Raw genomic sequence first — 24,711 nt, 5'->3', positions numbered from 1 at the left:
CGGCGGCTGAACGCAATTTGAAAGATGCCCGGAATCAGGCGATTCTTTAGCGTAATTGCACGGCATCCACCCCCCTCACCGAAAAGGGCAAGCACATGCTTCGATCGTGGAATTCCGACTGCGGCGTGGTCTCATGAAAATCCTCGTCACCGGCGGCGCCGGATTCATCGGCTCGCATTATGTACGGACCATGCTCGACGGGGGGTACCCGGGTTACGAGGACGCGCACGTCACGGTGCTGGACGCGCTGACCTACGCGGGGAACCGCGACAACCTCCCGGCCTCCCACCCCCGGCTCACCTTCGTGCACGGGGACATCCTCGACCGCGGGCTGCTGCGCTCGGTGCTGGAGGGGCAGGACGCGGTGGTGCACTTCGCCGCCGAGAGCCACGTGGACCGTTCGATCGAGAGCGGCGCCGCGTTCGTCCGCACCAACGTCGAGGGGACCCAGGCCGTGCTCGAGGCCTGCCTGGCGCTCGGTGTCGAGCGGGTCGTGCACGTCTCGACCGACGAGGTCTACGGCTCGATCGACGAGGGGTTCTGGACGGAGGAGTCCCCCCTGCTGCCGAACTCCCCCTACGCCGCGTCCAAGGCCGCCTCCGACCTGATCGCGCTGGCCTACTTCCGCACCCACCGCCTGAACGTCTCGGTCACCCGCTGCTCCAACAACTACGGCCCCTACCAGCACCCCGAGAAGTTCATCCCGCTGTCCGTCACCAACCTGCTGGAGGGTCGCCCGATCCCGGTCTACGGGGACGGCGGCCAGATCCGCGAGTGGCTGCACGTGGACGACCACTGCCGCGCGGTGCACCGGGTGCTCACCGGCGGCCGGGCCGGCGAGGCCTACAACATCGGCTCCGGCACGGCCGTGCCGAACCTGACGCTGGCGCACCGGCTGGTCGAGCTGTGCGGGGCGTCCCCCGACCTCGTCCGGCACATCACCGACCGCAAGGGCCACGACCGGCGGTACGCCCTCGACCAGACCAAGATCGAGCAGGAGCTTGGCCACCGGCCGCTCACCGCCTTCGACCGCGGCCTCGCGGAGACCGTCGCCTGGTACCGGGAGAACCCGCAGTGGTGGAAGCCGGTCAAGGAGAGCGGTGGTCGGTCGTGAGCACCCTGCTGATCCCGCGTTCCAGCGCCTCGGTCGCCGACCGGCTGGCCCGGTCCGCCGCCGCGGCCGAGGGCGTCCACATCGCGACGGCCGACGTCACCGGCTGGCTGGACCACCACCGGCGCAGCTGCGGCACGGAGATCCGCCGGATCCCGTTCGCCGAGCTCGACGCCTGGTCGTTCGCCCCGGAGACCGGCGACCTGCGGCACCGCAGCGGGAAGTTCTTCACCGTCGAGGGCCTGCACGTCGTCCGCCCGGAGGCCGAGTGGCAGCAGCCGATCATCGTGCAGCCGGAGATCGGCATCCTCGGCATCCTGGCCAAGGAGTTCGACGGCGTCCTGCACTTCCTGATGCAGGCGAAGATGGAGCCCGGCAACCCGAACCTGGTGCAGCTCTCCCCCACCGTGCAGGCCACCCGCAGCAACTACACCAAGGCGCACGGCGGGGCGGAGGTGCGCTACCTGGAGCACTTCCTCGACCCGGACCGGCGCCGGGTGCTCACCGACGTCCTGCAGTCCGAGCACGGCGCCTGGTTCTACCGCAAGCGCAACCGCAACATGATCGTCGAGGTGCACGGGGACGTGCCGGTCGCCGAGGACTTCCGCTGGCTGACGCTCGGCCAGATCGCCGCGCTGCTGCGGCTGGACAACGTGGTCAACATGGACGCGCGCACCGTCCTGGCGAGCGCCCCGATGGCGCCGCCCGAGCCGGGCGCGCTGTCCTCCGACGCCGACCTGCTGGCCTGGTTCACCGGTGAGCGGTCCCGGCAGGACGTCCACGTCCGCCGGGTGCCGCTGCGCGGGATCTCCGGGTGGCGGCGCGACGAGCACTCCGTCCACCGGGTCGACGAGCGGTTCTTCCGGGTGGTGGCGGTCTCCGTCGAGGGCGCCGGCCGCGAGGTCGCCGGCTGGACCCAGCCGATCATCGAACCGGTCGGCACCGGGGTCGTCGGGTTCGCCTACCGGGAGTTCGGCGGCGTCCCGCACGTCCTGGTGCACGCCCGGGTCGAGGGCGGTTTCCTCGACACCGTCGAGCTCGCGCCGACCGTGCAGTACGTCCCGGAGAACTACGCCCACCTGCCGGCCGGGCACCGGCCGCCGTTCCTGGACCTGTTCCTGAACGCCGCCCCGGACCGCGTCCGCTACTCGGCGGTCCACTCCGAGGAGGGCGGCCGGTTCCTCGACGCCGAGAGCCGCTACCTGGTCGTCGAGACGGACGAGGCCACGACGCCCACCCGGGCCCCGGCGGGGTACCAGTGGGTCACCCCGGGCCAGCTGAACGTGCTCACCGGGCACAGCCGCTACGTCAACGTCCAGGCGCGCAGCCTGCTCGCGGCGATCAACACCGGTGCCGTCGGCCGCGCCCCGCTGCCGCGCTGATCCTGCTGCCCGGCCGGGCGACCGGCCGGGCACACCAAGAGGCCCTGTTCGGTGGCGGAATCACCGGACAGGGCCTCTTGGTGTGGAGCGCTTACTTGGTGGTCGTGGCGAGCCGAGAGGTCATCGGGGTCCACTTCTTGGGGTTGATCCGCCAGTCCACCGGCTCCTGCTTGGTCACGACGTTGACGCGGTTCCAGAGGTTGACCAGGCCGATGTGCAGGACCACCGCACCGAGCTGCACCTCGTTCCAGTGCTTGGCGGCCTCGTTCCACACCTCGTCCGTCACCGGGTTCTCCCGGTCGGCGATGCGGGTGGCACCCTCGGCCAGCGCCAGCACCGAGCGCTCGGCGTCGGTGAAGCAGGTCTGCTCCCGCCAGGTCGCCACCAGGGGGAGGCGGAAGTCCTCCTCGCCGGCCTCCTCGAACTCGCGCTGCTTCACGGGGATCTGGACCTCGCGGCCGTTGATCTGGCTCACCCGCAGGTGGATGAGCACGAGGGTCTGCAACGGCACACCGACATTGTTGACGGCCTTGACCAGCTCGCGCATGGGCGGCAGGACATCGGGAACCACCAGTGACGGGTTAGGCATCCGCGGCGACATCTGCAATTCTCCTTCGGATTGGGATCAGGAAACAGCTTGCCCTCAGGGCCGCCTTTTTCTCAAGTATCCGAATTTCGGCGGCTAGTTGTTTTTCGGGCGACCTGCGGCTCGTGCGAGTGCTTGATGGAGTCGTTTGTCGGCGGTGTGCCCGGATTCCCATTGCACACCGATCGCGAAGGGGTGGTCGGTGACCTCGACGACCTCGACGGTGCCGTCCTCCGCCCAGCCGGTGGCGGTGAGACCGGCACCGAGCCGGTGGACGGCCTGGTGGTGGTGGCAGGCCGTCTCCGGCTCGTCCTCGTCGAGGACGCCGGCGATCCGGCTGCCCGGCTGGAGCTTCAACCGGTGCCGACCGAGCGTAAAGGACGGATCCGCCGGGCGGTGGCCCTCGTGGCCGGTGACCTCCGGCAGGTGCTGGTGCAGGCTGCCCCCGTGCAGCACGTTCAGCAGTTGCATGCCGCGGCAGATCGCCAGGACGGGCAACCCGGCGTCAAGTGCCGCTCTGACCAAGGTCAGTTCGACGCGATCGGCGTCCGGGGTCACCGCCCGGGTCACCGGGTGCGGAGCCTCACCGTACAGCGTCGGATCGAGATCGGGGCCGCCCGGGACGAGCAGGCCGTCGAGCCGGTCGACCACCTCCTCGACGCCGGGCAGCAGCGGGAGCAGCAGCGGTGTGCAGCCCGCCCCGGCCAGGAAGGCCAGGTGCGCCTGGAGCGCGAGGCTGACGACCATGTCGGTGCCCTGGAGCGTGACCGGCGCCGTCCGGGCGCAGACCCCGATCACCGGCCGCCGGGCGGCGGCCGGATCACTCACGACTGAATTCATGACATCCTCATGGGTTCCGGGTTCAACTGAGGAAAACGAGCAGATGAAACGGCCGCTCGGGCCGGCCGTCACCGCCGTCAAAATTGCCACGCCGACGCGGCCGAGGCCATCGTGGGCGGCGGCCGCCGTTCACGGCGGAGCGGGCCGGCCCCTACTGAACGGATTCGGATTCCTGGTACCACAGGTGGGCGGGGCGGATTTATCCCCCGGAATCTCTCGCAGCCCCTTCAACCGAGGTGACCATGATCGAGGCCAAGAACCTCACGAAACGCTACGGCGACAAGACCGCGGTGAACGACCTGTCGTTCACCGTCGAGCCCGGCCGGGTCACCGGCTTCCTGGGCCCCAACGGCGCGGGCAAGTCCACCACGATGAGGCTGCTGCTGGGCCTGGACCGCGCCGACGCCGGCACGGCCACCGTGAACGGCGTGCCCTACCGCGAACTCGCCGCCCCCATGCGGGTGGTGGGCGCGCTCCTGGAGGCGCGTGCGGTCCACACCGGGCGCAGCGCCTACGACCACCTGCTCTGCCTGGCCCAGACCCAGGGCTTCGGCAAGCGCCGGGTCGACCAGGTCATCGACCAGGTCGGCCTGGGCTCGGTGGCCCGCAAGCGGGCCGGCGGGTTCTCGCTCGGCATGGGGCAGCGGCTGGGCATCGCCGCCGCGCTGCTGGGCGACCCCGCCGCGCTGATCCTGGACGAACCGCTCAACGGCCTGGACCCCGAGGGCATCGTCTGGATCCGCAACCTGATGAAGTCGCTCGCGGCGGAGGGCCGCGCCGTCTTCGTCTCCAGCCACCTGATGAACGAGATGGCCGTGACCGCCGAGCACCTCATCGTGATCGGCCGGGGCCGGCTGGTCGCCGACTGCTCCACCGAGGAGTTCATCGAGCACAGCACCGAGCAGAGCGTGCTGGTGAAGACCCCCGACCGCGAGCGGCTCGCCGAGCTGCTGCGTTCCGAGGACGCCACCGTCACCGACACCGACGAGGGCGACCTGGACGTCGTCGGGCTCGAGGCTCCGCGCATCGCCGAACTGGCCGCCGCCGGCGGCCTGGTCCTGCACGAGCTCTCGACCCGCCGCGGTTCGCTCGAGGACGCCTTCATGGAACTGACCAAGGACGCCGTCGAGTACGACGCCGGCGTGACCACCGCCGGAGGTGTGAAGTGACGACCGTGACCGCACCCGCCCCCGCGACCACCGTCACCGGCGGGGCCCGCGAACCGGGCTTCGCCGACCTGATGCTCTCCGAGTGGACCAAGATCCGCTCGGTCCGCTCGACCGTCTGGTCGCTCGTCATCCTGATCGTGCTGACCCTGATCGCCACCGCGCTGTTCATGCAGATGGGCGTCGCCAACTGGGACAAGAGCGACGCGGCCCAGCAGGCGGAGATGCGGCTCGACCCGACCGGCACCATCCTCGGCAGCGGCATCCTGCTCAGCCAGCTCGCGGTCTGCGTGCTGGGCGTGATGGTGATCGCCTCCGAGTACTCCACCGGAATGATCCGGGCCAGCCTCCTCGCGGTGCCCAAGCGGGTGCCGGTCCTGGTGGCCAAGGGCGCGGTCTTCGGCCTGGTGGTCCTGGTCGTCGGCGAACTGACCGCCTTCCTGTCGTTCTTCCTGGGCGCGCCGATCCTGAACGAGAAGGCGCCGGTCTCGATCGGCGACGAGGGCGTCCTGCGGGCCGTCTTCGGCTGCGGCCTGTACCTGTCCCTGCTCGGCCTGTTCGCGCTCGGGGTCGGCGCGATCATCCGGCACACCGCGGCGAGCATCACCGGCGTCATCGCCTTCGTCCTGGTGATCGCCCCGATGACCCGGATGCTGCCCGGTAGTGTGGGCAAGCACGTCCACGGCTACCTCCCCACCGAGGCGGGGTTCCTGATCACCCAGCAGCACTCCCGCGCCTCCGACGTCCTGGGGCCGTGGCAGGGCCTCGGAGTGCTCGCCCTCTGGACGGCCGCCGTGCTGGTCATCGCGGGTGTCCTGCTCCAGCGCAGGGACGCCTGACCAGGCCCTCCGCGTCCACCGCGGGTGTCCGCCGAACCGGCGGACACCCGCGGTGTCGTGCTTCCAGGGAACGTCCACCTGCCCTCGACTGCCGCTGAAGAGCCGCTTGCGACGCTCGACGCAGCGGCAGCAGAGAGGGAGAGAACGGAATGGCTCAGAGCAACGGGCACGCCGTCCTGGTGACGAGTGCATTCAGCCCCGTCAGGACCGGCAACGCCGAATCATCGGCCCACACCGAATTCGATCTGAAGAACTTCGAGAAACTGCCGGCACGCGATGTCCCCATCACCGCGCTGTCGCCCGGAGTGTCCCTGCGCCAGGGCGGCACGGACGCCGCCCACATCCAACTCCTCATCGACGCGGCGGGTTCGGCCGAACTGCCGCCCATCCTCGTCCAGATGGACGGCTACCGCGTCATCGACGGCCTGCACCGGCTGGAGGCCGCCCGGCTGCGCGGCGACGACAGCATCAAGGTGCGCTTCCTCGACTGCTCGGACTCCGAGGCGCTCGTCATCGCCATGAAGGCGAACGGCTCGCACGGGCTGCCGCTGTCGAAGGCCGACCGGGTCTCCGGCGCCCAGCGGGTCCTGGGCTCCCACCCCGACTGGTCCGACCGGGCCATCGCCGGCATCACCGGGCTCAGCGCGAAGACGATCGCCTCGCTGCGCGACCAGTCGGCCGGGGGCGCGCAGCTGGGCGGCAAGCGGATCGGCCGGGACGGCCGGCGGCGCCCGGTGGACGCGGGCGAGGGGCGGCGCCGGGCGGCCGAGTACATCGCCGCCAACCCGAACGCGCCGCTGCGTCAGGTGGCCCGGGAGACCGACGTGTCGCTCGGCACGGTCCACGACGTGAGCGCCCGGCTGCGGCGCGGCGACAGCCCGGAGCGGGACGGACGCCAGACGGCCGCACGGCCGCAGGCCGTCCAGGCGGTGCAGCCCGTGCGGTCCGTGCAGGCCGTGCGGCCGGTCGACGGGGCGGTCCGGCCCGCCGGGGTCCCCGTGGGGGTCCCCGGCGGCGCCACCCGGGTGCCGCTGCGGGTGGCGCCGAGCGTCGACTCCGCCTCGACGCACCGCCGGAACCACACCGACGCGCCGCCCGCGTGGGCGACGGTGGCGGCCAAGATGGCCGGCGACCCCGCCATCCGCTACACCACCGGCGGCCGGGAGTTCCTCCGCTGGATGCAGCTCCACGCCACCGACCTCGACGAGGACTGGCGCGACCTGGTCGACGCGGTCCCGCCGCACTGGCGCGGCGTCATCGCCTCGATCGCCGAGCGGATCGGCCGGGAGTGGAGCCTGCTCGCGGAGCAGCTCAAGACCAACCAGGAAATGGTGCGGTGATCCCGCCCGGTCACGACCGCGCCGGCACCGGTGCCGCGGACGCCACCCGGAGGTGGCCCGCGGCCCGGTGCCGTTCGGCGCGCTCCGGGGCCGGCACCACGGAGGCGCACCCGGGGTGGGCCGTGACGTTCGCCGGCGGTTCGAGCTCCGGCAGCGCCAGCAGCACCGGCGGGTCGGACGGACGACCCGGGCGCAGCCGCACCGCCGCACTGGTGACGGTGTCGGCGGTGACCGTCACCGGCCCCGGGCCGTGCCCGCCGAAGAGCGCGGTCCGCCGGGCCCTGGCGTCGGGCCCGACCCCGTCGGCCACCGCCACCGCGAGCAGGTGCCAGGTCCCCTCGGGGACGTCCGTCAGCGAGTAGCAGGACGGCCTACCGCTCGGCACGTCGATCACCGCCGCGGCGAGCGACGGGTGCTGGACGACCGGCGTGCGGAAGGCGCCCAGGAACACCCGGGCGTTCCCGTGGCCCTCCGGCAGGCTGATCGTGCCCGCGACCGTCCCGAATCCCGTCCACGTTCCCGGATCGGGCTCCGGAAGTCCCTCCCCCCCTCCGCGCGCCAGCCGGCGGTACCGGCTCGGCGACACCCCGACCCCGGCGGTGAAGGAGTTGGTGAAGGAACCGAGGCTGTTGTAGCCGACCGCGAAGGACACCTCGGTGATGCTCATCGAGGTGGTCGCGATGAGCCGCTTGGCCTCGTGGATGCGGATCGCGGCCAGGAACCTGCCGGGAGTGAGCCCGGTCTCCTCCTTGAAGAGCCGCGTGAAATAGAAGCGGCTGAGCAGGGCGCTTTCGGCGATCTCGGTGAGAGTAAGCGGATCGCCGTAACGCGCCCGAATGCACTCGATGGCCCTTTCTACTGCAGTATCCATATGTCACCTCACTACGTGTGAACCAAGCAGCAGAATGACTTTCGCACATCGCGCTCGACTCGAGTAGTGCCGGTGATCTGAACACATACGTTCACCGTCCGCAATGGCCTGGAACAACTGTGGACGAATATCCGAATCCGTGCTCCGCCCCTTTTCCTGAACACGTCCGGGGGTCTTGAAAACGCCCGGGTCCCCGAACACGCGACGGGCCGGCCGGGGCGACTCACCGGCGGCGGGAACGCAAGAGGCCCAGGTCATCACGTGGATGACCTGGGCCTTCACCGAGCCGCCTGCGGGATTCGAACCCGCGACCTACGCATTACGAGTGCGTTGCTCTGGCCAACTGAGCTAAGGCGGCACCGATGCCGCGTGCGGCGGCAACGCGGGCCAGTCTACACAGGTTCGCGGGTGATCCGTAACGGGACGGTCCGGCGGCCGACCGGGCGGCCGCCGGGCACCCGGGCCGGGCCGGTCAGGCGGAGGAGACGGCGAGCTTGGCGGCGAAGCCGGCGAACAGGACGGCGACGCCGCTGGTGAGGGTGGCGGACAGCCTCCGGCGGCGGCGGAAGGCGGTGGCCAGGGTGGTGCCCGCGAAGATCAGCAGTGAGAGGTAGAGCATGCTGAACGTCTGCAGGATCCCGCCGAGCAGGGCGAAGGAGAGCACCGGGCGGCCGTAGCCCGGGTCGACGAACTGGGTGAAGAAGGAGAGCAGGAAGAGGATCGCCTTCGGGTTCAGCAGGCTGATCACCAGGGCCCGGCGGAACGGCCGCTCGACGGCCTCGGGAGCCGCCTCCGCCTCCGGGTCGGCGACGGCCCGGCGCTCGCGCCAGAGCTGGCGGGCGGCCCGCAGCATGCCGAAGCCGATCCAGAGCAGGTAGGCGGCGCCGCCGAACTTGACCACCGCGAAGACGGCCGGGTTGGCCTTCAGGAGGGAGGCGGCGCCCAGCGAGGTGAGGCTGATCAGCGTGAAGTCGCCGACGAAGACGCCTGCGGCGGCCCGGTAGCCGGTCCGGACGCCCTTGCGGGCGGCGACGGACAGCACGTACAGGGAGTTGGGTCCGGGGAGCAGGATGATGACGAGGGCGCCGAGGACGTAGGTCGCCAGGTCGTTGACTCCGAGCACGGTGCGCTCCGGTGGGGACGGGGGCAGGGGGGCGCTCATCGTAACGTCGCACCGGTGATCGATTGAAGCTGCAACCATCCGGCCCCGCGGCCGCACCCGCGCACCGCCCCGCGCCCGGGGCGCGCCCTAGCGGCCGCAGCGCTTCCCCTGCTCAGGGGCCTCGCCGGTGAGCAGGAAACGGTTGACCGCCCCGTCCACGCAGGCGTCGTGCCGCCCGTACGCGGTGTGCCCGTCCCCGTCGTAGGTGAGCAGCCGCCCCGACTCCAGCTGCCCGGCCAGCGACTGCGCCCACGCGTACGGCGTGGCCGGGTCCCGGGTGGTGCCGACGACCACGATCGGGGCGGCCCCGGCGGCCCGGATGGTGTGCGCCGCACCGGTCGCCCGGACCGGCCAGTAGGCGCAGGTCAGCGCCATCCACGCCATGTCGCGGCCGAAGTGCGGCGAGGCCCGCTCGAAGTCCGGCACCGCGCGCAGCACGTCCCCCGGCCCGGCGAACGGGGCGGGCAGGTCCAGGCAGTTCACCGCCGTGTTGGCGAACATCAGGTTGGGGTACGAGCCGTCCGCCTCCCGCCCGTAGTACGCGTCGGACAGGCGCAGCAGGGCGGTGCCGTCGCCGGCCTTGGCGTCGCCGAGCGCCGCGCGCAGCTTGGGCCAGAGGTAGTCGGCGTACATGGCCTCGATGACGCCGGTGGTCGCCTGCGCGCCGGTGAGCCGGCGGCCGTTGTCCGCGCTCGGCAGCGGCTGCGCCCGGACGGTCGCGAACAGGGCGGTGAGCTGCTCGCCGACCTGCTGCTCGGTACGGCCGAGCGGGCAGTCCTCCCGGCGGGCGCAGTCCCTGGCGAAGGCCGCCCAGGCGGTCTCGAAGCCGCCCGCCTGGGTGCGGTTGCCGGTGACCGAGTCGAGCGCCGGGTCCATCGCGCCGTCCAGCACCAGCCGCCCGACCCGGCCGGGGAAGAGCCCCGCGTAGGTGGCGCCGAGGAAGGTGCCGTAGGACTTGCCGACGTAGTTCAGCCGCTCGTCGCCGAGCAGCGCCCGCAGCACGTCCATGTCGCGGGCCGCCTCGACGGTGCTCAGGTGGCCGAGCGCGGAGCCGACCCGCTGCCGGCAGCCCTCGGCGAACTCCTTGTCCGCGGCGACCAGCGCGTCGATCCCGCCCTGGTCGCCCGGGGTGAGGCCGACGGCCGTGAAGGCGTCCATCCGTTCCCCGCTCAGGCAGGTGACCGGGTTGCTCCGGCCGACCCCGCGCGGGTCGACGCCGACCAGGTCGTACCGGGCGCGCACGCCGCCGTCGTACGTCCGGGCCACCGCCTCCACGTACTCGACCGCCGACCCGCCGGGCCCGCCCGGGTTCAGCAGCAGCGAGCCGAGCCGGCCCTCCCGGCCGGCCCCCTCGGGAGCCGCCGGGGCCCGGACGGCGGCCAGGGTGAGGTCGCCGTCGCCCGGCCGGTCGTAGTCCAGCGGCACCCGGAAGGTGGTGCATTCGAACCCGCCGTCGCAGGGCTGCCAGCCCGGCCGCTGCGCGTAGTAGGGCGCGAGCGCGGCCGGCACCGCCGCGGGCAGCGGCTCCAGCGGCGTGGCCCCGGCCGCCGCGGAGGCCGCCCCCGCACCGGCCGCGTCCGTGGCGGCCGCCCCGGCGGGGCCGGACGGCCCGGCCCCCGACCCCCCGGACGCGCCCGCGCCGCAGCCGCCCGTCAGCAGCCCGGCGGCGAGCGCCGCGGCCAGTACCCGCCCGGTGGCCCTCATCCGGTTCCTCTCCAGCGCTCGGTCCGACGAAGACGAAGAAGTCCGCCGGGGCGCCCCGTGGGGCCCGGCGGGAAAGCAGCCGCCCGGTACCCGCTCCGGGTACCGGGCAGCGTAGCCCGCTCGCGCGGCCGTCAGGACGCCTTGGCCAGCGCCTCGGCCAGGAACTGCGCCGCCTGCCGGACCAGCCGCAGCCGCTCCCGGTCGGGGGTGTAGTCCTGCACGTTGTCCGAGATCCGCACGTCGGCCTTGGCCGCCGCACCGGCGCCGCCCTTCAGCCCGGCCTGAAGCTTGCGGGCCGCGTCCAGCCCGGCGGCGTCCCCCTTGGCCGCGGCCAGCAGCAGCTTCGCAGCGCTGCCGGCCGGGGCCTCGGCACCGGTCTGGGCCAGCGCGGCGGTGTCGTACCGGCCGGAGACCGCGGCGGCCGCGCCGTACAGGTCGGGGCGGGCCAGCCCGGCGGCGGCCGCGCAGGGCGCGCCGCCCTCGACGCCGAGGGTCCCCCAGGAGGCCGGGCCGGGCGGCAGGGTCCGGAAGGAGGCCGCGACCGTGGTGCGCAGCGCCGCGTCGTCGGCGACGGCGGCCGGAGCCGCCGCGACCAGCTCGCAGGGGTGCGCGGTGCCGTTCGGCGCCTCGGGGGCGACCAGGATGAACGGGCGGGCCCGGCCGACCTGCAGCGCCGAGGCGATCCCGTCGAAGACGTCCGGGACCTCGGCGTCGGCGGTCCTGCTCGGCGCGGCCGCCTGCATCACCACCACCGGGAAGCGGGCGTTCGGCTCCTTGGCGTACTGCGGCGGCAACCAGACCCGCACGTTGCGCGGGCGTCCGTCCGGGCCGAGCACCGCGGACTGCAGCAGCTCCCCGCCGCCGGGGCGACCGACGCTGTCGAACCTGCTGGCGACGACGGGCGGTGCGGCGGGCGTCGAGGCCGCGGCCGGTTCGGCGGCGGCCGGCGGCGCCGCCTGCTGCCGCGCCGCGGCGACCGCGCTCGGCACCGTCTCGGCCGCGTCGACGGCCGACTCCGCCCGGTCCGTCGGCCGGTCGCCGTGGCCGAAGCCACCGAAGGCCCCGAGTGCGGTGAGCAGCGTCAGCGCGGTGACGCAGACCCCGCAGACCATCGCCCCGGCCGCCCGCAGCAGCATCGGCCAGCGGTCCCCGGCCAGCTCGTAGGTCTCGGCGGCCCGCAGGTCCCGCCAGCGCTGGAGCGCGCCGCGGGCCAGCCAGATCCCGCCCAGAGCGGCCGCCAGCAGGGGGATGACGAGGAGCGGACGAACCATGGGACGCACCACCTCGGGAGGAGGGCCGGGGCCGGGCGCGGCCCGGCTCCGTCGGGAGACGACGGCCCCGGCACCGGGGCGCAGTCGGCCCCCAGCGTGCACAACGGGCGGGCGGTCACACGCGGGTGTGCCCGGCGCGTGGCGCTCGTTCACTCGAAGGTGGGACAGCGGGCCAGCGCCGGGAGGCCTAGGGTCGGCCCTCCGCGGGGTGCGCCGACGGGCGGGGTGCGCCGACGGGCGGGGTCAGCCCGCGCGCAGCGCCACCGTCATCGCCTCGACGGCGAGCAGCGGGTCCACGTTGCGGTCCAGCGCGCGGCGGCAGGCCAGCACGGCCTCGATCCGGCGCAGCGTGCCCTCCGGCGGGCCGGCCTGGGCGACCCGGTTCAGTGCCTGCCGCTGGTCCTCGTTGGCGAGCGCGCCGGTGGAGCCGAGCTGGATCGCGAGCACGTCCCGGTAGAAGCCGAGCAGGTCGAGCAGCGCGACGCCGAGGGTCTCCCGGCGGGTCCGGGTGGCCCGGCTCTTCTGCCGCTTCTCCAGCTCCTTGACCGCCCCGGCCATGCCGCGCGGCGCCTTGCTGCCCTCGGCGGCGCCGTAGGCGGCCTTCAGGTCGTCGGTCTCCTTGGCGTCCTGGGTCTCGGCGAGCGCCTCGGCGTCGGCCTTGGCGGTGTCCACCAGGCGCTGGGCGGCGGCCAGGCAGCCGCCGATGTCGCCGACCTCCAGCGGGATCCGCAGCACCTCGGTGCGCCGGCTGCGGGCCTGGTCGTCGACGGCCAGCCGGCGCGCCCGCTCGACGTCGCCCTGCCCCGCCAGCGCCGCCAGCCGGGCCGTCTCGGGCTCGACGCCGTCCCGGCGGACCAGCATGTCGGCGACCGCCTCGGCGGCCGGGGTGCGCAGCACGAGCAGGCGGCAGCGCGAGCGGATCGTCGGCAGCACGTCCTGGACGGAGGGGGCGCAGAGCAGCCAGACGGTGCGCGGCGAGGGCTCCTCGACCCCCTTGAGCAGGGCGTTCGCGGCGGCCTCGGTGAGCCGGTGGGCGGCGTCGACGAGGATCACCGACCAGCGTCCGCCGGTCGGGTAGCTGGAGGCGCGCAGGACCAGCTCGCGCATGTCCCCGACGCCGATGGACAGACCGTCAGTCCGGACGTACTTGACGTCGGCGTGGCTGCCGGCCAGCACGGTGTGGCAGCCGTCGCAGAACCCGCAGCCGGGCGTGCCGCCGAGCGCGAGGTCCGGGCTGGTGCACTGGAGGGCGGCGGCGAACGAGCGCGCGGCGGTGACCTGACCGGCTCCGGGCGGGCCGGTGAACAGCCAGGCGTGCGTCATCAGGGAGGCGTTCCCGCCCGGCTCCGGGGCCGCACCCCGACCGGCCGCGACGGTCGCCCCGGCCGCCCGGGCCGCGGCGGTGAGCTGCTCGACCACCCGCTCCTGGCCCACCAGGTCGTCCCAGACGGCCACTGCTGCTCCCAAGCTCCGTACGGCGGCGCTCCGGGCGCCCCTTCCCCGCCGTCGAGCATACGGGTCCGCTGCGACACCCCCGGCGCCGTCGCCCCGACCCGGCCCGTCCGGGCCAGGCCTGGCCCGGACGGCGACGGGCGGCGCCGCCGGGGTTCCCCACCCCGGCGGCGCCGCCCGTCGTCCGCGCCCGCTCCGGGGTCAGCCCCGGCGGCCCCAGCGGCGGCCCTTGCCCTTGCCGCCGTCCCCGTCCCCGTCCGTTCCGCCCTCCCCGGCGCGACCGGCGCCCGGGTCCTGCGGGGGCCGGGCGCCGCGCTGCTCCCAGTCCGCCCACTCGTCTCGCGAGCCGAGCAGGGTGTCGGTGAGGCTCGGCAGGTCATCCATCGGCGTCTCCTCGGCCCACTCGGGCCGCGGCCGCTCGGCGGTGGCCTGCGGGTCCGCGTCGACCGCGGGCAGCTCACGGGTGCCGTCCGCCGGCTCCGTGCGCCACAGCCCCGGCGGCACCCGGTCCCCGGTCCGGTCCGCCCCGGCGCCGCCCGGCTGCGGCCGGACGGGCTCGGCCCCGGCCCGCTCCGCACGGCCGGACTCCGCACCGCGCGGCTGCGCACGCTCCGGCTGCGGGCGGTCCGGCTCGACGCGCGGCAGCAGCGCCGTCCGCTCGGCGTCCGCGGGGACCTTCGGCAGCAGCGCCGTCCGCTCGGTCTCCCCCGGGACCTTCGGCAGCACCGCGGTCTCGTCCACCGCCGCCGGCGGGACCGGCAGCGGCGCGGTCGTCTCGACGGCCTCCGGCGCCCCGGCGCCCGCCCGGTGGTCCGGCAGCGCCAGCTCCCGGGTCGCGTCGTCGGTGGGCCGGTCCTCCCGGACGGCCCGCAGCTCGGTGGTCACCGCGTCCCCGGGCGCACCCGCCCCGGGCGTGCCGGCCGCCCGCTCCGCCGCCGTCTGCGCCGCGGCCGCCGCGGCCGCGAGCGCGGCGGCCTGCGCCAGCCGGGCCTCCTCGGCCCGCTGCAGCGCCTCCTCGGCGCGGCGGCGCTGCTCCTCCCGGGCCAGCTCGCGCTGCCGCTGGAGCTCGGCCTGGGCGGCCGCCTCGTCGGCGAGCCGCTTGCGCTCGGCGGCCTCCGCGGCCAGCCGGGCCTCCTCGGCACGGCGGCGCTGCTCCTCCTGCTCGGCCCTGAGCCGGGCCTCCTCCTCCGCCCGGCGGCGCGCCTCCTCCTCGGCCTTGCGGCGGGCCTCGGCGGCGACCCGCTCGGCCTCCTCCTTCGCGAGCCGCTCCTTCTCCGCCTGCTCGGCCCGCAGCTGCTCCAGCAGCTCCTGGCGCTTGCGCTCGGCGGCCTCCGCCTCGGCCTTCCTGCGGGCCTCCTCGGCGGCGCGGCGCTCGGCCTCCTCACGGGCGAGCCGCTCCTGCTCGGCGCGGGCGGCCTTCTCCTGCTCGGAGAGGGGCAGCTCGCGGTCGAGCCGGTGCCGGATCGCGGTGGTGACGAAGCCGGGGGCCTGGCTGCCGTCGACGACCAGGTAGCGCGCCGGGTCGGCGGCCGCGAGGGCGAGGAAGCCGGCCCGGACCCGCTGGTGGAACTCGGTCGGCTCGGACTCCAGCCGGTCGAGCGCCTCGGTGAACCGCTCGCGGGCCTTGGTCGGGTCGACGTCCAGCACGACGGTCAGGTCGGGCAGCAGCCCGCCGGTCGCCCAGCGCGAGATCCGGGAGACCTCGGTGGCGGCCAGGTCGCGCCCGGCGCCCTGGTAGGCGATCGAGGAGTCCATGTACCGGTCGGTGATCACCACGGCGCCCCGGGCGAGGGCCGGCCGGATGACGTTCTCGACGTGCTCGGCGCGGTCGGCGGCGTAGATCAGCGCCTCGGCGCGGTGCGACAGGCCGGTGTTGCCGACGTCCAGGACGAGGCCGCGCAGCCGCTGGCCGACCGGGCTGCCGCCGGGCTCGCGGGTGAGCACGACCTCGTGCCCCTTGCCGCGGATCCACTCGGCGAGCGCCTGCGCCTGGGTGGACTTGCCGGCCCCGTCGCCGCCCTCCAGGGCGATGAAGAAGCCGGTGCCGGCGCCCCGGTGCGGGGTCGGCCCGCCGGCGCCGCGCACCGCGTCCACCAGGTCCCGGCCGAACGGCGCGGTGCCGCGCCGGTCGTCGGTCCGCAGCAGCACGACGGCGGCCAGCACGAGCGTGAGCAGCCCCGAGGTGGCGACGGCGAGCGCCGCGCCACCGTGGATGAAGGTGAACGAGCCGGGCTCGACCGTGCCGTACTCGACGTCGCCGTAGGCCGCGGCGATCAGCGGGACGACCACCAGCGCGGCGCCGACCACGACCCGCAGCACCGCGTACAGGTGCTCGGTGACCTTCGGCAGCCGGGCCTCCTCGACCTCCTGGGCGAGCAGGGTGCGGCCGGTGGAGACGATGATCCCGGCGGTCAGGCCGGCCAGCACGGTGAGCCCCAGGACCAGCACGAAGTCCAGCACCAGCCCGGCGAGGATCAGCGCCACGCCCTCGGTGAGCAGCGCCAGCGCGAGCAGCCGGCGGCGGGAGAGCGCGGGCAGCGTGGCCCGGGTCAGCCGGGCGCCGAGCGCGGGCGCCGCGGTCGCGGCCAGCACCAGCAGCCCGTACCCGATCGGCCCGGCGCGGTGCTCGGCGGCGGTGAGCAGGGCCAGCGCGGCGACGCCGGCCATCGAGGCGAAGCCGGCCGCGACGGCGAAGGTGAAGTAGGGGGCGCTGCCGGTGCGGCCCTTGCCCAGCGCGGGCCCGGGCGTGGCGTCGGTCGGGGCGCGCAGCCCCTGCAGCGGCGAGTGCGGCGCGGCGGTCACCGGGCCGACGGGCAGCTGCTGGAGGTGGTCGCGGACGGCCGCGGCGGCGAACAGGCCGGCCGCGCCGAGCGCGGCGAAGGTGACCTGGTGGGCGCGGAGCCAGTCCGAGCCGAGCGCCGCGCCGATGTTGTTCAGGAGGGTGAGGGCGACCAGGCCGGCGGCCGCGAGCGGCGCGGTGGCCCAGCCGGTGAAGCGGTCGATGCTCCGGACGGTGTCCAGGTTGACGGCGGCCGGCCGCTGCTCGGCGGCGGGCGCGTACGGGTCGGCGGGCGGCAGCAGGCCCGGGACGGCGACGTCCCTGGCGATCGCCCGGACCCGCTCGGCACCGCCGGTGAGGAACACCGTGGCGAGCAGCACGTAGGTGGCGGCGGCGGAGGGCCGCGCACCGGAGGACAGCCAGACCGTCCACCAGGGCGCGAGGCCGATCAGCAGGGCGCACAGCGCGTCGGCGCCGAGCAGCGTCCAGCGCCGGTCCAGCTTCCCGGCGACCAGCCGGTGCACCGGGCCGAGCAGCGCCACCCCGACCAGGCCGGCGGCCAGCAGCCGCACGGCGAGGACGGCGGTCACGGCGAAGGCGAGGCTGCGCGGCAGGTCGCCGAACTGGCCGCCGAGGGCGGCGGAGACCACGGTGAGCACGAGCAGCACCAGCAGCCCGAGCCGGTCGCCGGTGCCGCCGATCAGCTGGGTGGTCCACAGGCGCCGGTAGGGACGTGTCCGCAGCAGCGCCCGGGCCCGGTCGACCGGGGTTCCGGCGGGCGCGACCCCGGGCAGGTCCGGCGCCGCGGCTCTGGCGGCCGGGGCGGCGCTGGGGGTGGGCTGCTCCTCGCTCGTCATACGGTCAGCGTAGCGGGCGGGGCTTGACCGGAATGAGATGAACGGGGTTCCGGTTCGCGCTCATCACCGGCCTGTGACGATTCGCGCACGTAGCCCGGACGACCACGGGCCCGCGCCCCCGGGGCGGGGGGCGCGGGCCCGGCGGCACTGGCGGGGGATCAGCCCTCGTCGGTGGTCGCGGTCTTGCTCGCGGCGGTCTTCTTGGCCGCCGTCGTCTTGGCCGCGGTCTTCTTCACCGCCGTCTTCTTGGCGGCGGTCTTCTTCGCGGCCGTCTTGGTGGCGGTGGTCTTGGTCGCCGTCGCCTTCTTGGCCGCCGCCTTCTTGGCGGGGGCCTTCTTGGCCGCCTTCTTCACCGGCCCGCGCGCCCGCTTCTCGGCGAGCAGCTCGTAGCCGCGCTCCGGCGTGATGGTCTCGACCTCGTCGTCCTTGCGGAGCGTCGCGTTGGTCTCGCCGTCGGTCACGTACGGGCCGAACCGGCCGTCCTTGACCACCACCGGGCGCTCGCTGACCGGGTCGGTGCCCAGCTCCTTGAGCGGCGGGGCGGCGGCGGCCCGGCCGCGCTGCTTCGGCTGGGCGTAGATCGCCAGCGCCTCGTCCAGGGTGATCGTGAAGAGCTGGTCCTCGCTGGTGAGCGAGCGGGAGTCGGTGCCGCGCTTGAGGTACGGGCCGTAGCGGCCGTTCTGCGCGGTGATCTCCACGCCCTCGGCGTCGGCGCCGACCACGCGCGGCAGCGAGAGCAGCCGCAGCGCGTCCTCCAGGGTGACGGTGTCCAGCGACATCGACTGGAAGAGCGAGGCGGTGCGCGGCTTGACGGCGTTCTTGCCGGTCTTGGGCGTGCCCTCGGGCAGGATCTCGGTCACGTACGGGCCGAAGCGGCCCTTCTTGGCGACCAGCTGGTTGCCGCTGACCGGGTCCGCGCCCAGCTCGAAGTCGCCGCTGGGGCTGGCCAGCAGTTCCTCGGCCAGCTCGACGGTGAGCTCGTCCGGCGGCAGGTCGTCCGGGATGTCGGCGCGCTGGCCGGGCTCGCCCTCGACCTCGGAGGCGCGCTCCACGTACGGGCCGTAGCGGCCGACCCGCAGCGTGATGTCGTCGCTGATCCGGAACGAGCTGATCTCCCGGGCGTCGATCGCGCCGAGGTCGGTGACCAGTTCCTTCAGACCGCCGAGGTGGTCGCCGTCGCCGTTGCCGGCCTCGGCGGCGCCGCCGGTGGCCACGCCCTCGCCCTCACCGAAGTAGAAGCGCTTCAGCCACGGCACGGACTTCGCCTCGCCGGCCGCGATGCGGTCGAGGTCGTCCTCCATCTTGGCGGTGAAGTCGTAGTCGACCAGCCGGCCGAAGTGCTTCTCCAGCAGGTTGACCACGGCGAAGGAGAGGAACGACGGAACGAGCGCCGTCCCCTTCTTGAACACGTAGCGGCGCTGGATGATGGTGTCGATGATCGAGGCGTAGGTGGAGGGGCGGCCGATCTCCCGGTCCTCCAGCTCCTTGACCAGCGAGGCCTCGGTGTAGCGCGCCGGCGGCTTGGTGGCGTGCCCCTCCGGGGTGAGCTGCTCGGCGGCCAGCGGGTCGCCCTCGGCGACCTGCGGCAGCCTGCGCTCCCGGTCGTCCAGCTCGGCGTTCGGGTCGTCGGCGCCCTCGACGTAGGCCTTGAGGAAGCCGTGGAAGGTGATGATCTTGCCGGAGGCGGAGAACTCGGCGTCCCGGCCGTCCGCAGCGGCCCCGCCGACCCTGACGGTCACCGACTGCCCGGTCGCGTCCTTCATCTGGGAGGCCACGGTGCGCATCCAGATCAGCTCGTAGAGCCGGAAGTCGTCCCCGGCCAGGCCGGTCTCGGCGGGGGTGCGGAAGCGGTCGCCGGACGGGCGGACGGCCTCGTGCGCCTCCTGCGCGTTCTTGACCTTGCTGGCGTAGGTGCGCGGGGCGTCCGGCAGGTAGTCGGCGCCGTACAGCTGGGTGACCTGCGCCCGGGCGGCGGAGACCGCCGTCTCCGACAGCGTGGTCGAGTCGGTGCGCATATAGGTGATGAAGCCGTTCTCGTACAGCTTCTGGGCCACCTGCATGGTCCGCTTGGCGCCGAAGCCGAGCTTGCGGCTCGCCTCCTGCTGGAGCGTGGTGGTGCGGAACGGCGCGTACGGCGAGCGGCGGTACGGCTTGGACTCGACGCTGCGGACGCTGAACGAGGTCTGCTCCAGGGCGGCGGCCAGCTGACGCGCCGCCTGCTCGTCCAGGTGCAGGGTGTTGGTGCTGGCGGCCTTCAGCCGGCCGTCCGAGCCGAAGTCGCGGCCGCTGGCGATCCGCTTGCCGTCCACCGAGGAGAGCCGGGCGCCGAAGGTCTCCGGGTTGGCCGCGTCGGCCGGGGTGCGGCCGGTGCCGAAGGTGCCGACCAGGTCCCAGTAGGAGGCGCTGCGGAAGGCCATCCGCTCCCGCTCGCGCTCCACCACCAGGCGGGTCGCGACGGACTGCACGCGGCCGGCCGACAGCTTCGGCATGACCTTCTTCCACAGCACCGGCGAGACCTCGAAGCCGTACAGGCGGTCGAGGATGCGGCGGGTCTCCTGGGCGTCGACCAGACGCTGGTTGAGTTCGCGCGGGTTGGCCACCGCCTCCTGGATCGCCGACTTGGTGATCTCGTGGAAGACCATCCGGTGCACCGGCACCTTGGGCTTGAGCACCTGCTGGAGGTGCCACGCGATGGCCTCGCCCTCGCGGTCCTCATCAGTGGCGAGGAAGAGCTCGTCGGACTCCGCGAGCAGCGACTTCAACTTGCTGACCTGGGACTTCTTGTCCGCGTTGACCACGTAGATGGGCGCGAAGTCGTGATCGACGTCCACCCCGAGGCGGCGCACCTCGCCGGTGTACTTGTCCGGGACCTCGGCCGCGGTGCTGGGCAGGTCGCGGATGTGCCCGACGCTCGCCTCGACGATGTAGCCGGGGCCCAGGTAGCCCTTGATCGTCTTCGCCTTGGCCGGCGACTCGACAATGACGAGTCGCTGTCCGTGCGCGGTCTCGCTGCTCGGGGACACCTTCGCTCTTCTCTCCCGGTCGTTATGTGGCTGGTCGGCGCCGGCAGCACGGGCTGCGCTCCGCCCGACCCCGCAACCGTCCCGGGGCTGCCGCTGCACGACGACCCCACCAGCGGAGTGTGACCGTACCCCGGCCACCCTTGTCAAACGGACGGATCCCGCGTTTTCGCTTGCCGGGCTCACCGACGCCACTCGAACGGTAACCCGATGACGGAGGTTCGCGCCCCGCGGAGGGGGGCTTCGGCGGGTTCCGGAGGATGGAATGACGGATTTCAAAATCTGTCAACGGAAAATCGCCGCCCCCGCGGCCCACCCCCCGCGCACCAGGCCGCGCCGCCCAGCGGACGGCCCCCCGGCCCCGCGTCCACGGCGTGTCCACGCCGGGCCGACGTCCCGGCGGAGCGTCGCCGCACCGCCGCTCCGGGCCGGCCGCCCGGAGCTCAGCCGCCGGCCGCGACGAGCAGCCCGGCACCCGCCACCAGGCAGCCCGCGCCCAGCAGGCCCCACAGCAGGTCGGCGAGCACAGCCCGGCGGAGCTCCCCGGCCGCCAGCACCACCCGGTCCGGCCGGCTCGGGTCGTAGCAGACCCGCACCGTGGCACCGGGCACGAAGCGGTCCGGTCGGCGCAACGGGGTGTGACCGCGCGGACGGGTGAGCACGAGCTCGGCGATCCGGCCCCCACCCGGTCCGCCGACCACGGGCATCACGGGGAAGGAGAGCAGCGGCGCGCTGTCGAGGTGACCGTGCGCCTCGTCCTCGGCCACCACCGTCGCCACCGCCGCGGCCCCCCTGCGGCGCACCCGGTGGCGAAGGCGCACTTCGGCGGCGCACCAGAGCAGCAGCACGCCACCGAAGAGGGCGAGCACCAGCCCGCCCACCGTCGCCGTCGTCGTGTCCACCCCTGGCCCCCGGCTCCCCAGCTCTGTCCACAGCCTGTGGACAGAGCCTCACAGCCGGGGGCCAACGGGCGGCGGCCGCCCGGCGACCACCGGACGAACCGGCGGGTACGAGCGGGTGAACCGGGCACCCCGCCGCCCCTCCTCCGGGGCCCGCGGCCCCGGTCAGCCCACCGGGCGGACGAAGCCCTGCTCGGTCAGCAGCCGCAGCGACTCCGGCACCCGGTCGCGCAGCACCACCCGGTCCTCGCCGAGCAGCTGCGCGATGGCGTCCACGATCTCGCCCGCCGACAGCGTCCCGTCACAGACCCCGACGAAACCGGCACCCACCGTGTCCACCTTGGTGGCCCGCCGCATGCCTCGGTTGTGACGCAGGATCACGTGCTCCGGGTCCTCCGCGCCCGGCGCGCCGACCTGCTCCTGCACCACCTCGTCGGCCAGCACGTACCGGGCCGCGAGCAGGCCCGCGTCGTCGTGCGAGCGCAGGAAGTCCTGCCGGTCGAACCACTCCTCGATGTGCGGGCCGAGCGGCTGCTCCACCGGGTGCGGCCACTCCTCCACCCGGACGGTCGGGCGCTCGGCGCCGCTCGCCCGCAGGGTGATCCAGCCCATGCCGACGCCCTCGACCCCGCCCGCCTCGAAGGCGTCCAGCCACTCGCCGTAGCGGGCCTGGTAGTCACCGCCGGGGCCGCGGTGGTCGCCGCCGTCCCGCAGCCACAACTCCGCGTACTGGGCCGGGTCCTGGACCTCGCGCTGGACGATCCAGGCGTCCAGCCCGGTGCCGGCCACCCAGCCGGCCAGCCGCTCGTGCCAGTCCTCGCCCTTGACGTGCTGCCAGTTGGCGAGCAACTGGCAGTAGCCGCCCGGCTCCAGGTGGGCGGCGGCCGAGCGGACCAGGCTGCGGCACAGGTCGTCGCCCGCCATGCCGCCGTCCCGGTAGGTGAACCGGCCGGCCGGCGAGATCACGAACGGCGGGTTGGAGACGATCAGGTCGAACCTCCGCTCCCCGACCGGCTCGAAGAGGCTCCCGGCGAGCGCCTCGGCGTGGTCGAAACCGGACAGCGCCAGGGTCAGCTCGGTGAAGCGCAGCGCACGCGGGTTCAGGTCGGTGGCGGTCACCCGCTGGGCGTGCCGGGCCGCGTGCAGCGCCTGCACGCCGGAGCCCGAACCGAGGTCCAGCGCGGCCCGGACGGGGCGGCGCACGGTGACGTTGGCCAGCGTGGTCGACGCGCCGCCGACCCCCAGCACCAGGTCCCTGCGGGCCACCCCGTGCGCGGTCTCGCCGGAGCCGATGCCGCCCGCGCCGCCCACCGCGCAGCCCAGGTCGGAGACCACCCAGGCGTCCGAACTGGGCAGGCCGGCCACCTCGTTGGCGTACGGCCGGACGTCCACCGTGGCTCGCACCCGGTCACCGTCGGGGCGCAGCCAGCCGTCGGCCAGACAGTCCTCCACCGGCAGCGCCGCGGCCGCCGCCCGGTACGGCACCGGCTGCTGCAGCAGGAACAGCCGCACCAGGGTCTCCAGCGGGCTGCCGCCCCGGGTCGCGCGCAGCGCGGGCACCGCCTCGCTGCGGGCCAGCGCCGCGTACCCGGTGGGCCCGAGCAGGTCGAGGCACCCGTCGGCGGTGAACGAGGCGGCGAGCAACGCCTCCCGCAGCTTGGCGAGGCGGGTCAGGTCGAGAACGGGGCTACTGGTCACCCCGCCATTGTCCCCCGCCCCACGGGCCCCGGCCGCCGCACCGGGCCGCCCGGCGGCGGGGCTTCGGGGCCGGGCCCCGAAGCCCGCAGGGGCTGCGGTTCCGGGGCCGGTGCGGGGCCGGTACCGGACCGGCGCGGGACCGGTCCCGGGGTCAGCTCGCGCTGGGCGCCGGGCTGCCCGGGCCGGCCGGCGGCGAGGCCGGAGCACCGGTGGCACCGGCGGAGGGGGAGCCCGCGGCGGGGGAACCGGACGCGCCGGCGCCGTCGGTCGCACCCGGCGCGGGGGTCGCCGCCGGCGAACCCGTCGCCCCGGTCGCCCCGGCGTCCGGCGAGCCGGTCGCGCCGCCGCTCGGGGCCGCGGCGGCCCCTGGCTTGCAGCCATCCTGCTTCGCCATCGCCGCACCGAGCTCGCCGCGCTGCAGCTTGGCCTGCGCCTGGGTGGAGAGCGAGGCCAGCTTCTGCACCTGGTCAGCGACGCTGCGCAGCCCGTCCGCGAACTTCGCCTGGTCGTCGTTGGGCAGCGCGTCCAGCTTCTTCTGGACGTCCTGGTAGCCGTCGGCCGCCTTGGTCAGCTCGGCGACGGTGTCCTGCTGCAGGTTCGCGCCGGAGTCCACCTTGGGCGCACCGGCCGAGTTGATGGCCGCCGCGATGTCCTGGTTGGTCTTGGCCAGCCGCCCGATGTCGGCGGAGAGCCGCTTCTGCAGATCGGCCGGGACCTCACCGGTCTTCACCTGGCCGGTGTCGGCGAGGGCCGTCTGCGCCTGGGCGATCGGGTCCTTGGCCGCCCCGCAGACGTTGGACGCCCAGGACTCCAGCTGCTTGGCGTTGTCGTCGCCGCAGCCGACGGCGCCGAACGCGAGCAGCGCGCCGAGGGCGGGTACGGCCAGCAGTCGCTTGTTCACCGGGAGAAGCCTTTCGGTTCGGTCGTCTTCGGTCGTCGAACCTACACGGCCGTCACCCGCACCCCGGTTCCCGGCTCCGGCCGCCGCCCGCCCGCCCCGGCGCCCGCTCAGGCGCGTTCGACCCGGATCGGGTCACCGGGCCGGACGGTGCGCAGCACCCGGGCGTCCCCGTCCAGGGCGCCGAGGACGTTGCAGGGGCTGGCCAGCCGGCACTCGCCGTCGCGCGCGATCGGCGTCGGCCCGTAGGGCAGCGCGAGGCTGTCGCCGTCCGTCCAGAAGGCGACCGTGCCGGGCTCGACGACCTGCCGGGCGCCGGCCTCGCGCGGCACGCTGACGGGCGTGCCGAAGTAGACCTCCTCGCCCCAGGTGCTGGCCGAGGAACTGATCGGCAGCTCGGCCCAGAGCGCCTCGGCGGTGGGCGTGGTCGCCAGCGTGGCGGTGGCCTGACCGGCCGGCCACAGGATGCGGATCCGCATGCTCTTCTTCTTCCGCGACAGGTCCGATCAGTGATCGGAGCCGGTCGTGCCGGAAGCAGCGAATCGCCGTGCGCGACGGTTTGTCAACGCGTTCCCAGGGACTGGACCACCGCGCGACCGCTCCGCGAGCGGCGGCCGAGCGGCCCGTACCGATCGCACCGGGCACGGGCGCACGAGCCGTGCGGGGCCGTTCAGACGCAGGGGCCGTGCGGGCCGTACGACCGCAGGGGCCGTGCGGGGGCGGTACGGACCGCAGGGCTGTGGGGCGTTCGGTGACGGGCGTGGCGGCGGAGGGCCGGGAAGGGCCGCAGGAGACCGCGGACCGGCGCAGGCCGGTACGGACCGGCGCGGACCGGC

At 74.5% G+C, this 24,711-nt stretch carries 18 protein-coding genes and 1 tRNA gene; 5 read left to right on the top strand and 14 right to left on the bottom strand.

Going from position 1 to position 24,711, the window contains the following annotated elements; translation table 11 throughout:
- The first annotated feature begins 133 nt into the window (after positions 1 to 133).
- Positions 134 to 1,114: a dTDP-glucose 4,6-dehydratase gene (rfbB, locus tag ACIRS1_RS09430; protein WP_402838131.1), complete on the top strand. Its 981-nt coding sequence runs from the start codon at positions 134 to 136 to the stop codon at positions 1,112 to 1,114.
- Positions 1,111 to 2,493 carry an NDP-hexose 2,3-dehydratase family protein gene (locus ACIRS1_RS09425; RefSeq protein WP_360217066.1) on the top strand — a complete coding sequence of 461 codons (1,383 nt, stop codon included), beginning with the start codon at positions 1,111 to 1,113 and terminating at the stop codon, positions 2,491 to 2,493. Before rfbB ends, ACIRS1_RS09425 begins: the two co-directional genes overlap by 4 nt.
- A 91-nt stretch (positions 2,494 to 2,584) precedes the next feature.
- On the opposite strand, the gene ACIRS1_RS09420 is transcribed toward ACIRS1_RS09425, so the two are convergent.
- Complete coding sequence (locus ACIRS1_RS09420; protein WP_402838129.1) at positions 2,585 to 3,040, bottom strand: carboxymuconolactone decarboxylase family protein; 456 nt, start codon at positions 3,038 to 3,040, stop codon at positions 2,585 to 2,587.
- Between the two features lie 135 nt (positions 3,041 to 3,175).
- On the bottom strand, positions 3,176 to 3,919 hold the full coding sequence (locus tag ACIRS1_RS09415) for a gamma-glutamyl-gamma-aminobutyrate hydrolase family protein (RefSeq protein ID WP_402838127.1): 744 nt from the start codon (positions 3,917 to 3,919) through the stop codon (positions 3,176 to 3,178).
- A 242-nt stretch (positions 3,920 to 4,161) separates the two neighbouring features.
- On the opposite strand from ACIRS1_RS09415, the gene ACIRS1_RS09410 reads away from it, so the two are divergent.
- From ACIRS1_RS09410 to ACIRS1_RS09400, 3 genes are all read left to right on the top strand, one after another.
- Entirely contained in the window at positions 4,162 to 5,088 is a 927-nt protein-coding gene (locus ACIRS1_RS09410; RefSeq protein WP_402838125.1) for an ABC transporter ATP-binding protein, read from the top strand.
- Positions 5,085 to 5,924 (top strand): ABC transporter permease, encoded by an 840-nt coding sequence (locus tag ACIRS1_RS09405; protein WP_402838123.1) that lies wholly within the window; start codon positions 5,085 to 5,087, stop codon positions 5,922 to 5,924. Before ACIRS1_RS09410 ends, ACIRS1_RS09405 begins: the two co-directional genes overlap by 4 nt.
- Positions 5,925 to 6,073: 149 nt before the next feature.
- Positions 6,074 to 7,264 carry a ParB N-terminal domain-containing protein gene (locus ACIRS1_RS09400; protein WP_360217081.1) on the top strand — a complete coding sequence of 397 codons (1,191 nt, stop codon included), beginning with the start codon at positions 6,074 to 6,076 and terminating at the stop codon, positions 7,262 to 7,264.
- A 10-nt stretch (positions 7,265 to 7,274) separates the two neighbouring features.
- Here ACIRS1_RS09400 and ACIRS1_RS09395 read toward each other — a convergent pair whose 3' ends face one another.
- The 12 genes from ACIRS1_RS09395 to ACIRS1_RS09340 all read right to left on the bottom strand — a co-directional run bounded on the left by ACIRS1_RS09395 (position 7,275) and on the right by ACIRS1_RS09340 (position 24,354).
- Positions 7,275 to 8,135 (bottom strand): AraC family transcriptional regulator, encoded by an 861-nt coding sequence (locus ACIRS1_RS09395; protein WP_360217084.1) that lies wholly within the window; start codon positions 8,133 to 8,135, stop codon positions 7,275 to 7,277.
- Between the two features lie 284 nt (positions 8,136 to 8,419).
- A tRNA-Thr gene (locus ACIRS1_RS09390) sits at positions 8,420 to 8,493 on the bottom strand.
- A gap of 114 nt (positions 8,494 to 8,607) precedes the next feature.
- A complete protein-coding gene (gene leuE / locus ACIRS1_RS09385) occupies positions 8,608 to 9,258 on the bottom strand; it encodes a leucine efflux protein LeuE (RefSeq protein ID WP_402838120.1) in 651 nt (216 codons plus the stop codon).
- A gap of 126 nt (positions 9,259 to 9,384) precedes the next feature.
- Positions 9,385 to 11,001, bottom strand: coding sequence for an alpha/beta hydrolase (locus ACIRS1_RS09380; protein ID WP_402838118.1), 1,617 nt, complete (start codon positions 10,999 to 11,001; stop codon positions 9,385 to 9,387).
- A 131-nt stretch (positions 11,002 to 11,132) separates the two neighbouring features.
- On the bottom strand, positions 11,133 to 12,272 hold the full coding sequence (locus ACIRS1_RS09375; RefSeq protein ID WP_360217108.1) for a hypothetical protein: 1,140 nt from the start codon (positions 12,270 to 12,272) through the stop codon (positions 11,133 to 11,135).
- Positions 12,273 to 12,515: 243 nt separating this feature from the next.
- Positions 12,516 to 13,727: a DNA polymerase III subunit delta' gene (locus tag ACIRS1_RS09370; protein ID WP_402838116.1), complete on the bottom strand. Its 1,212-nt coding sequence runs from the start codon at positions 13,725 to 13,727 to the stop codon at positions 12,516 to 12,518.
- Positions 13,728 to 13,925: 198 nt separating this feature from the next.
- On the bottom strand, positions 13,926 to 17,360 hold the full coding sequence (tmk, locus tag ACIRS1_RS09365; RefSeq protein WP_402838114.1) for a dTMP kinase: 3,435 nt from the start codon (positions 17,358 to 17,360) through the stop codon (positions 13,926 to 13,928).
- A 158-nt stretch (positions 17,361 to 17,518) separates the two neighbouring features.
- Positions 17,519 to 20,383 carry a type I DNA topoisomerase gene (topA, locus tag ACIRS1_RS09360; RefSeq protein ID WP_360217117.1) on the bottom strand — a complete coding sequence of 955 codons (2,865 nt, stop codon included), beginning with the start codon at positions 20,381 to 20,383 and terminating at the stop codon, positions 17,519 to 17,521.
- A 440-nt stretch (positions 20,384 to 20,823) separates the two neighbouring features.
- Positions 20,824 to 21,282, bottom strand: coding sequence for a DUF3592 domain-containing protein (locus tag ACIRS1_RS09355; protein WP_387900708.1), 459 nt, complete (start codon positions 21,280 to 21,282; stop codon positions 20,824 to 20,826).
- 162 nt (positions 21,283 to 21,444) lie between these two features.
- Positions 21,445 to 22,977 (bottom strand): methyltransferase, encoded by a 1,533-nt coding sequence (locus tag ACIRS1_RS09350; RefSeq protein WP_402838112.1) that lies wholly within the window; start codon positions 22,975 to 22,977, stop codon positions 21,445 to 21,447.
- Between the two features lie 151 nt (positions 22,978 to 23,128).
- A complete protein-coding gene (locus tag ACIRS1_RS09345; protein WP_402838110.1) occupies positions 23,129 to 23,878 on the bottom strand; it encodes a small secreted protein in 750 nt (249 codons plus the stop codon).
- Between the two features lie 107 nt (positions 23,879 to 23,985).
- Complete coding sequence (locus tag ACIRS1_RS09340) at positions 23,986 to 24,354, bottom strand: cyclophilin-like fold protein (RefSeq protein WP_387900704.1); 369 nt, start codon at positions 24,352 to 24,354, stop codon at positions 23,986 to 23,988.
- Positions 24,355 to 24,711 lie beyond the last annotated feature (357 nt).

The organism is Kitasatospora sp. NPDC101176 (assembly GCF_044768035.1).
GTDB lineage: Bacteria > Actinomycetota > Actinomycetes > Streptomycetales > Streptomycetaceae > Kitasatospora.
This window is presented reverse-complemented; position numbering and strand designations above follow the sequence as displayed.

Coding starts and splice junctions, on each gene's coding strand:
- ACIRS1_RS09340 (WP_387900704.1), bottom strand. CDS start 24,354: ATGCGGATCCGCATCCTGTGGCCGGCCGGTCAGGCCACCGCCACGCTG.
- ACIRS1_RS09375 (WP_360217108.1), bottom strand. CDS start 12,272: ATGGTTCGTCCGCTCCTCGTCATCCCCCTGCTGGCGGCCGCTCTGGGC.
- ACIRS1_RS09420 (WP_402838129.1), bottom strand. CDS start 3,040: ATGCGCGAGCTGGTCAAGGCCGTCAACAATGTCGGTGTGCCGTTGCAG.
- ACIRS1_RS09400 (WP_360217081.1), top strand. CDS start 6,074: ATGGCTCAGAGCAACGGGCACGCCGTCCTGGTGACGAGTGCATTCAGC.
- ACIRS1_RS09395 (WP_360217084.1), bottom strand. CDS start 8,135: ATGGATACTGCAGTAGAAAGGGCCATCGAGTGCATTCGGGCGCGTTAC.
- ACIRS1_RS09415 (WP_402838127.1), bottom strand. CDS start 3,919: ATGAATTCAGTCGTGAGTGATCCGGCCGCCGCCCGGCGGCCGGTGATC.
- ACIRS1_RS09380 (WP_402838118.1), bottom strand. CDS start 11,001: ATGAGGGCCACCGGGCGGGTACTGGCCGCGGCGCTCGCCGCCGGGCTG.
- rfbB (WP_402838131.1), top strand. CDS start 134: ATGAAAATCCTCGTCACCGGCGGCGCCGGATTCATCGGCTCGCATTAT.
- ACIRS1_RS09410 (WP_402838125.1), top strand. CDS start 4,162: ATGATCGAGGCCAAGAACCTCACGAAACGCTACGGCGACAAGACCGCG.
- tmk (WP_402838114.1), bottom strand. CDS start 17,360: ATGACGAGCGAGGAGCAGCCCACCCCCAGCGCCGCCCCGGCCGCCAGA.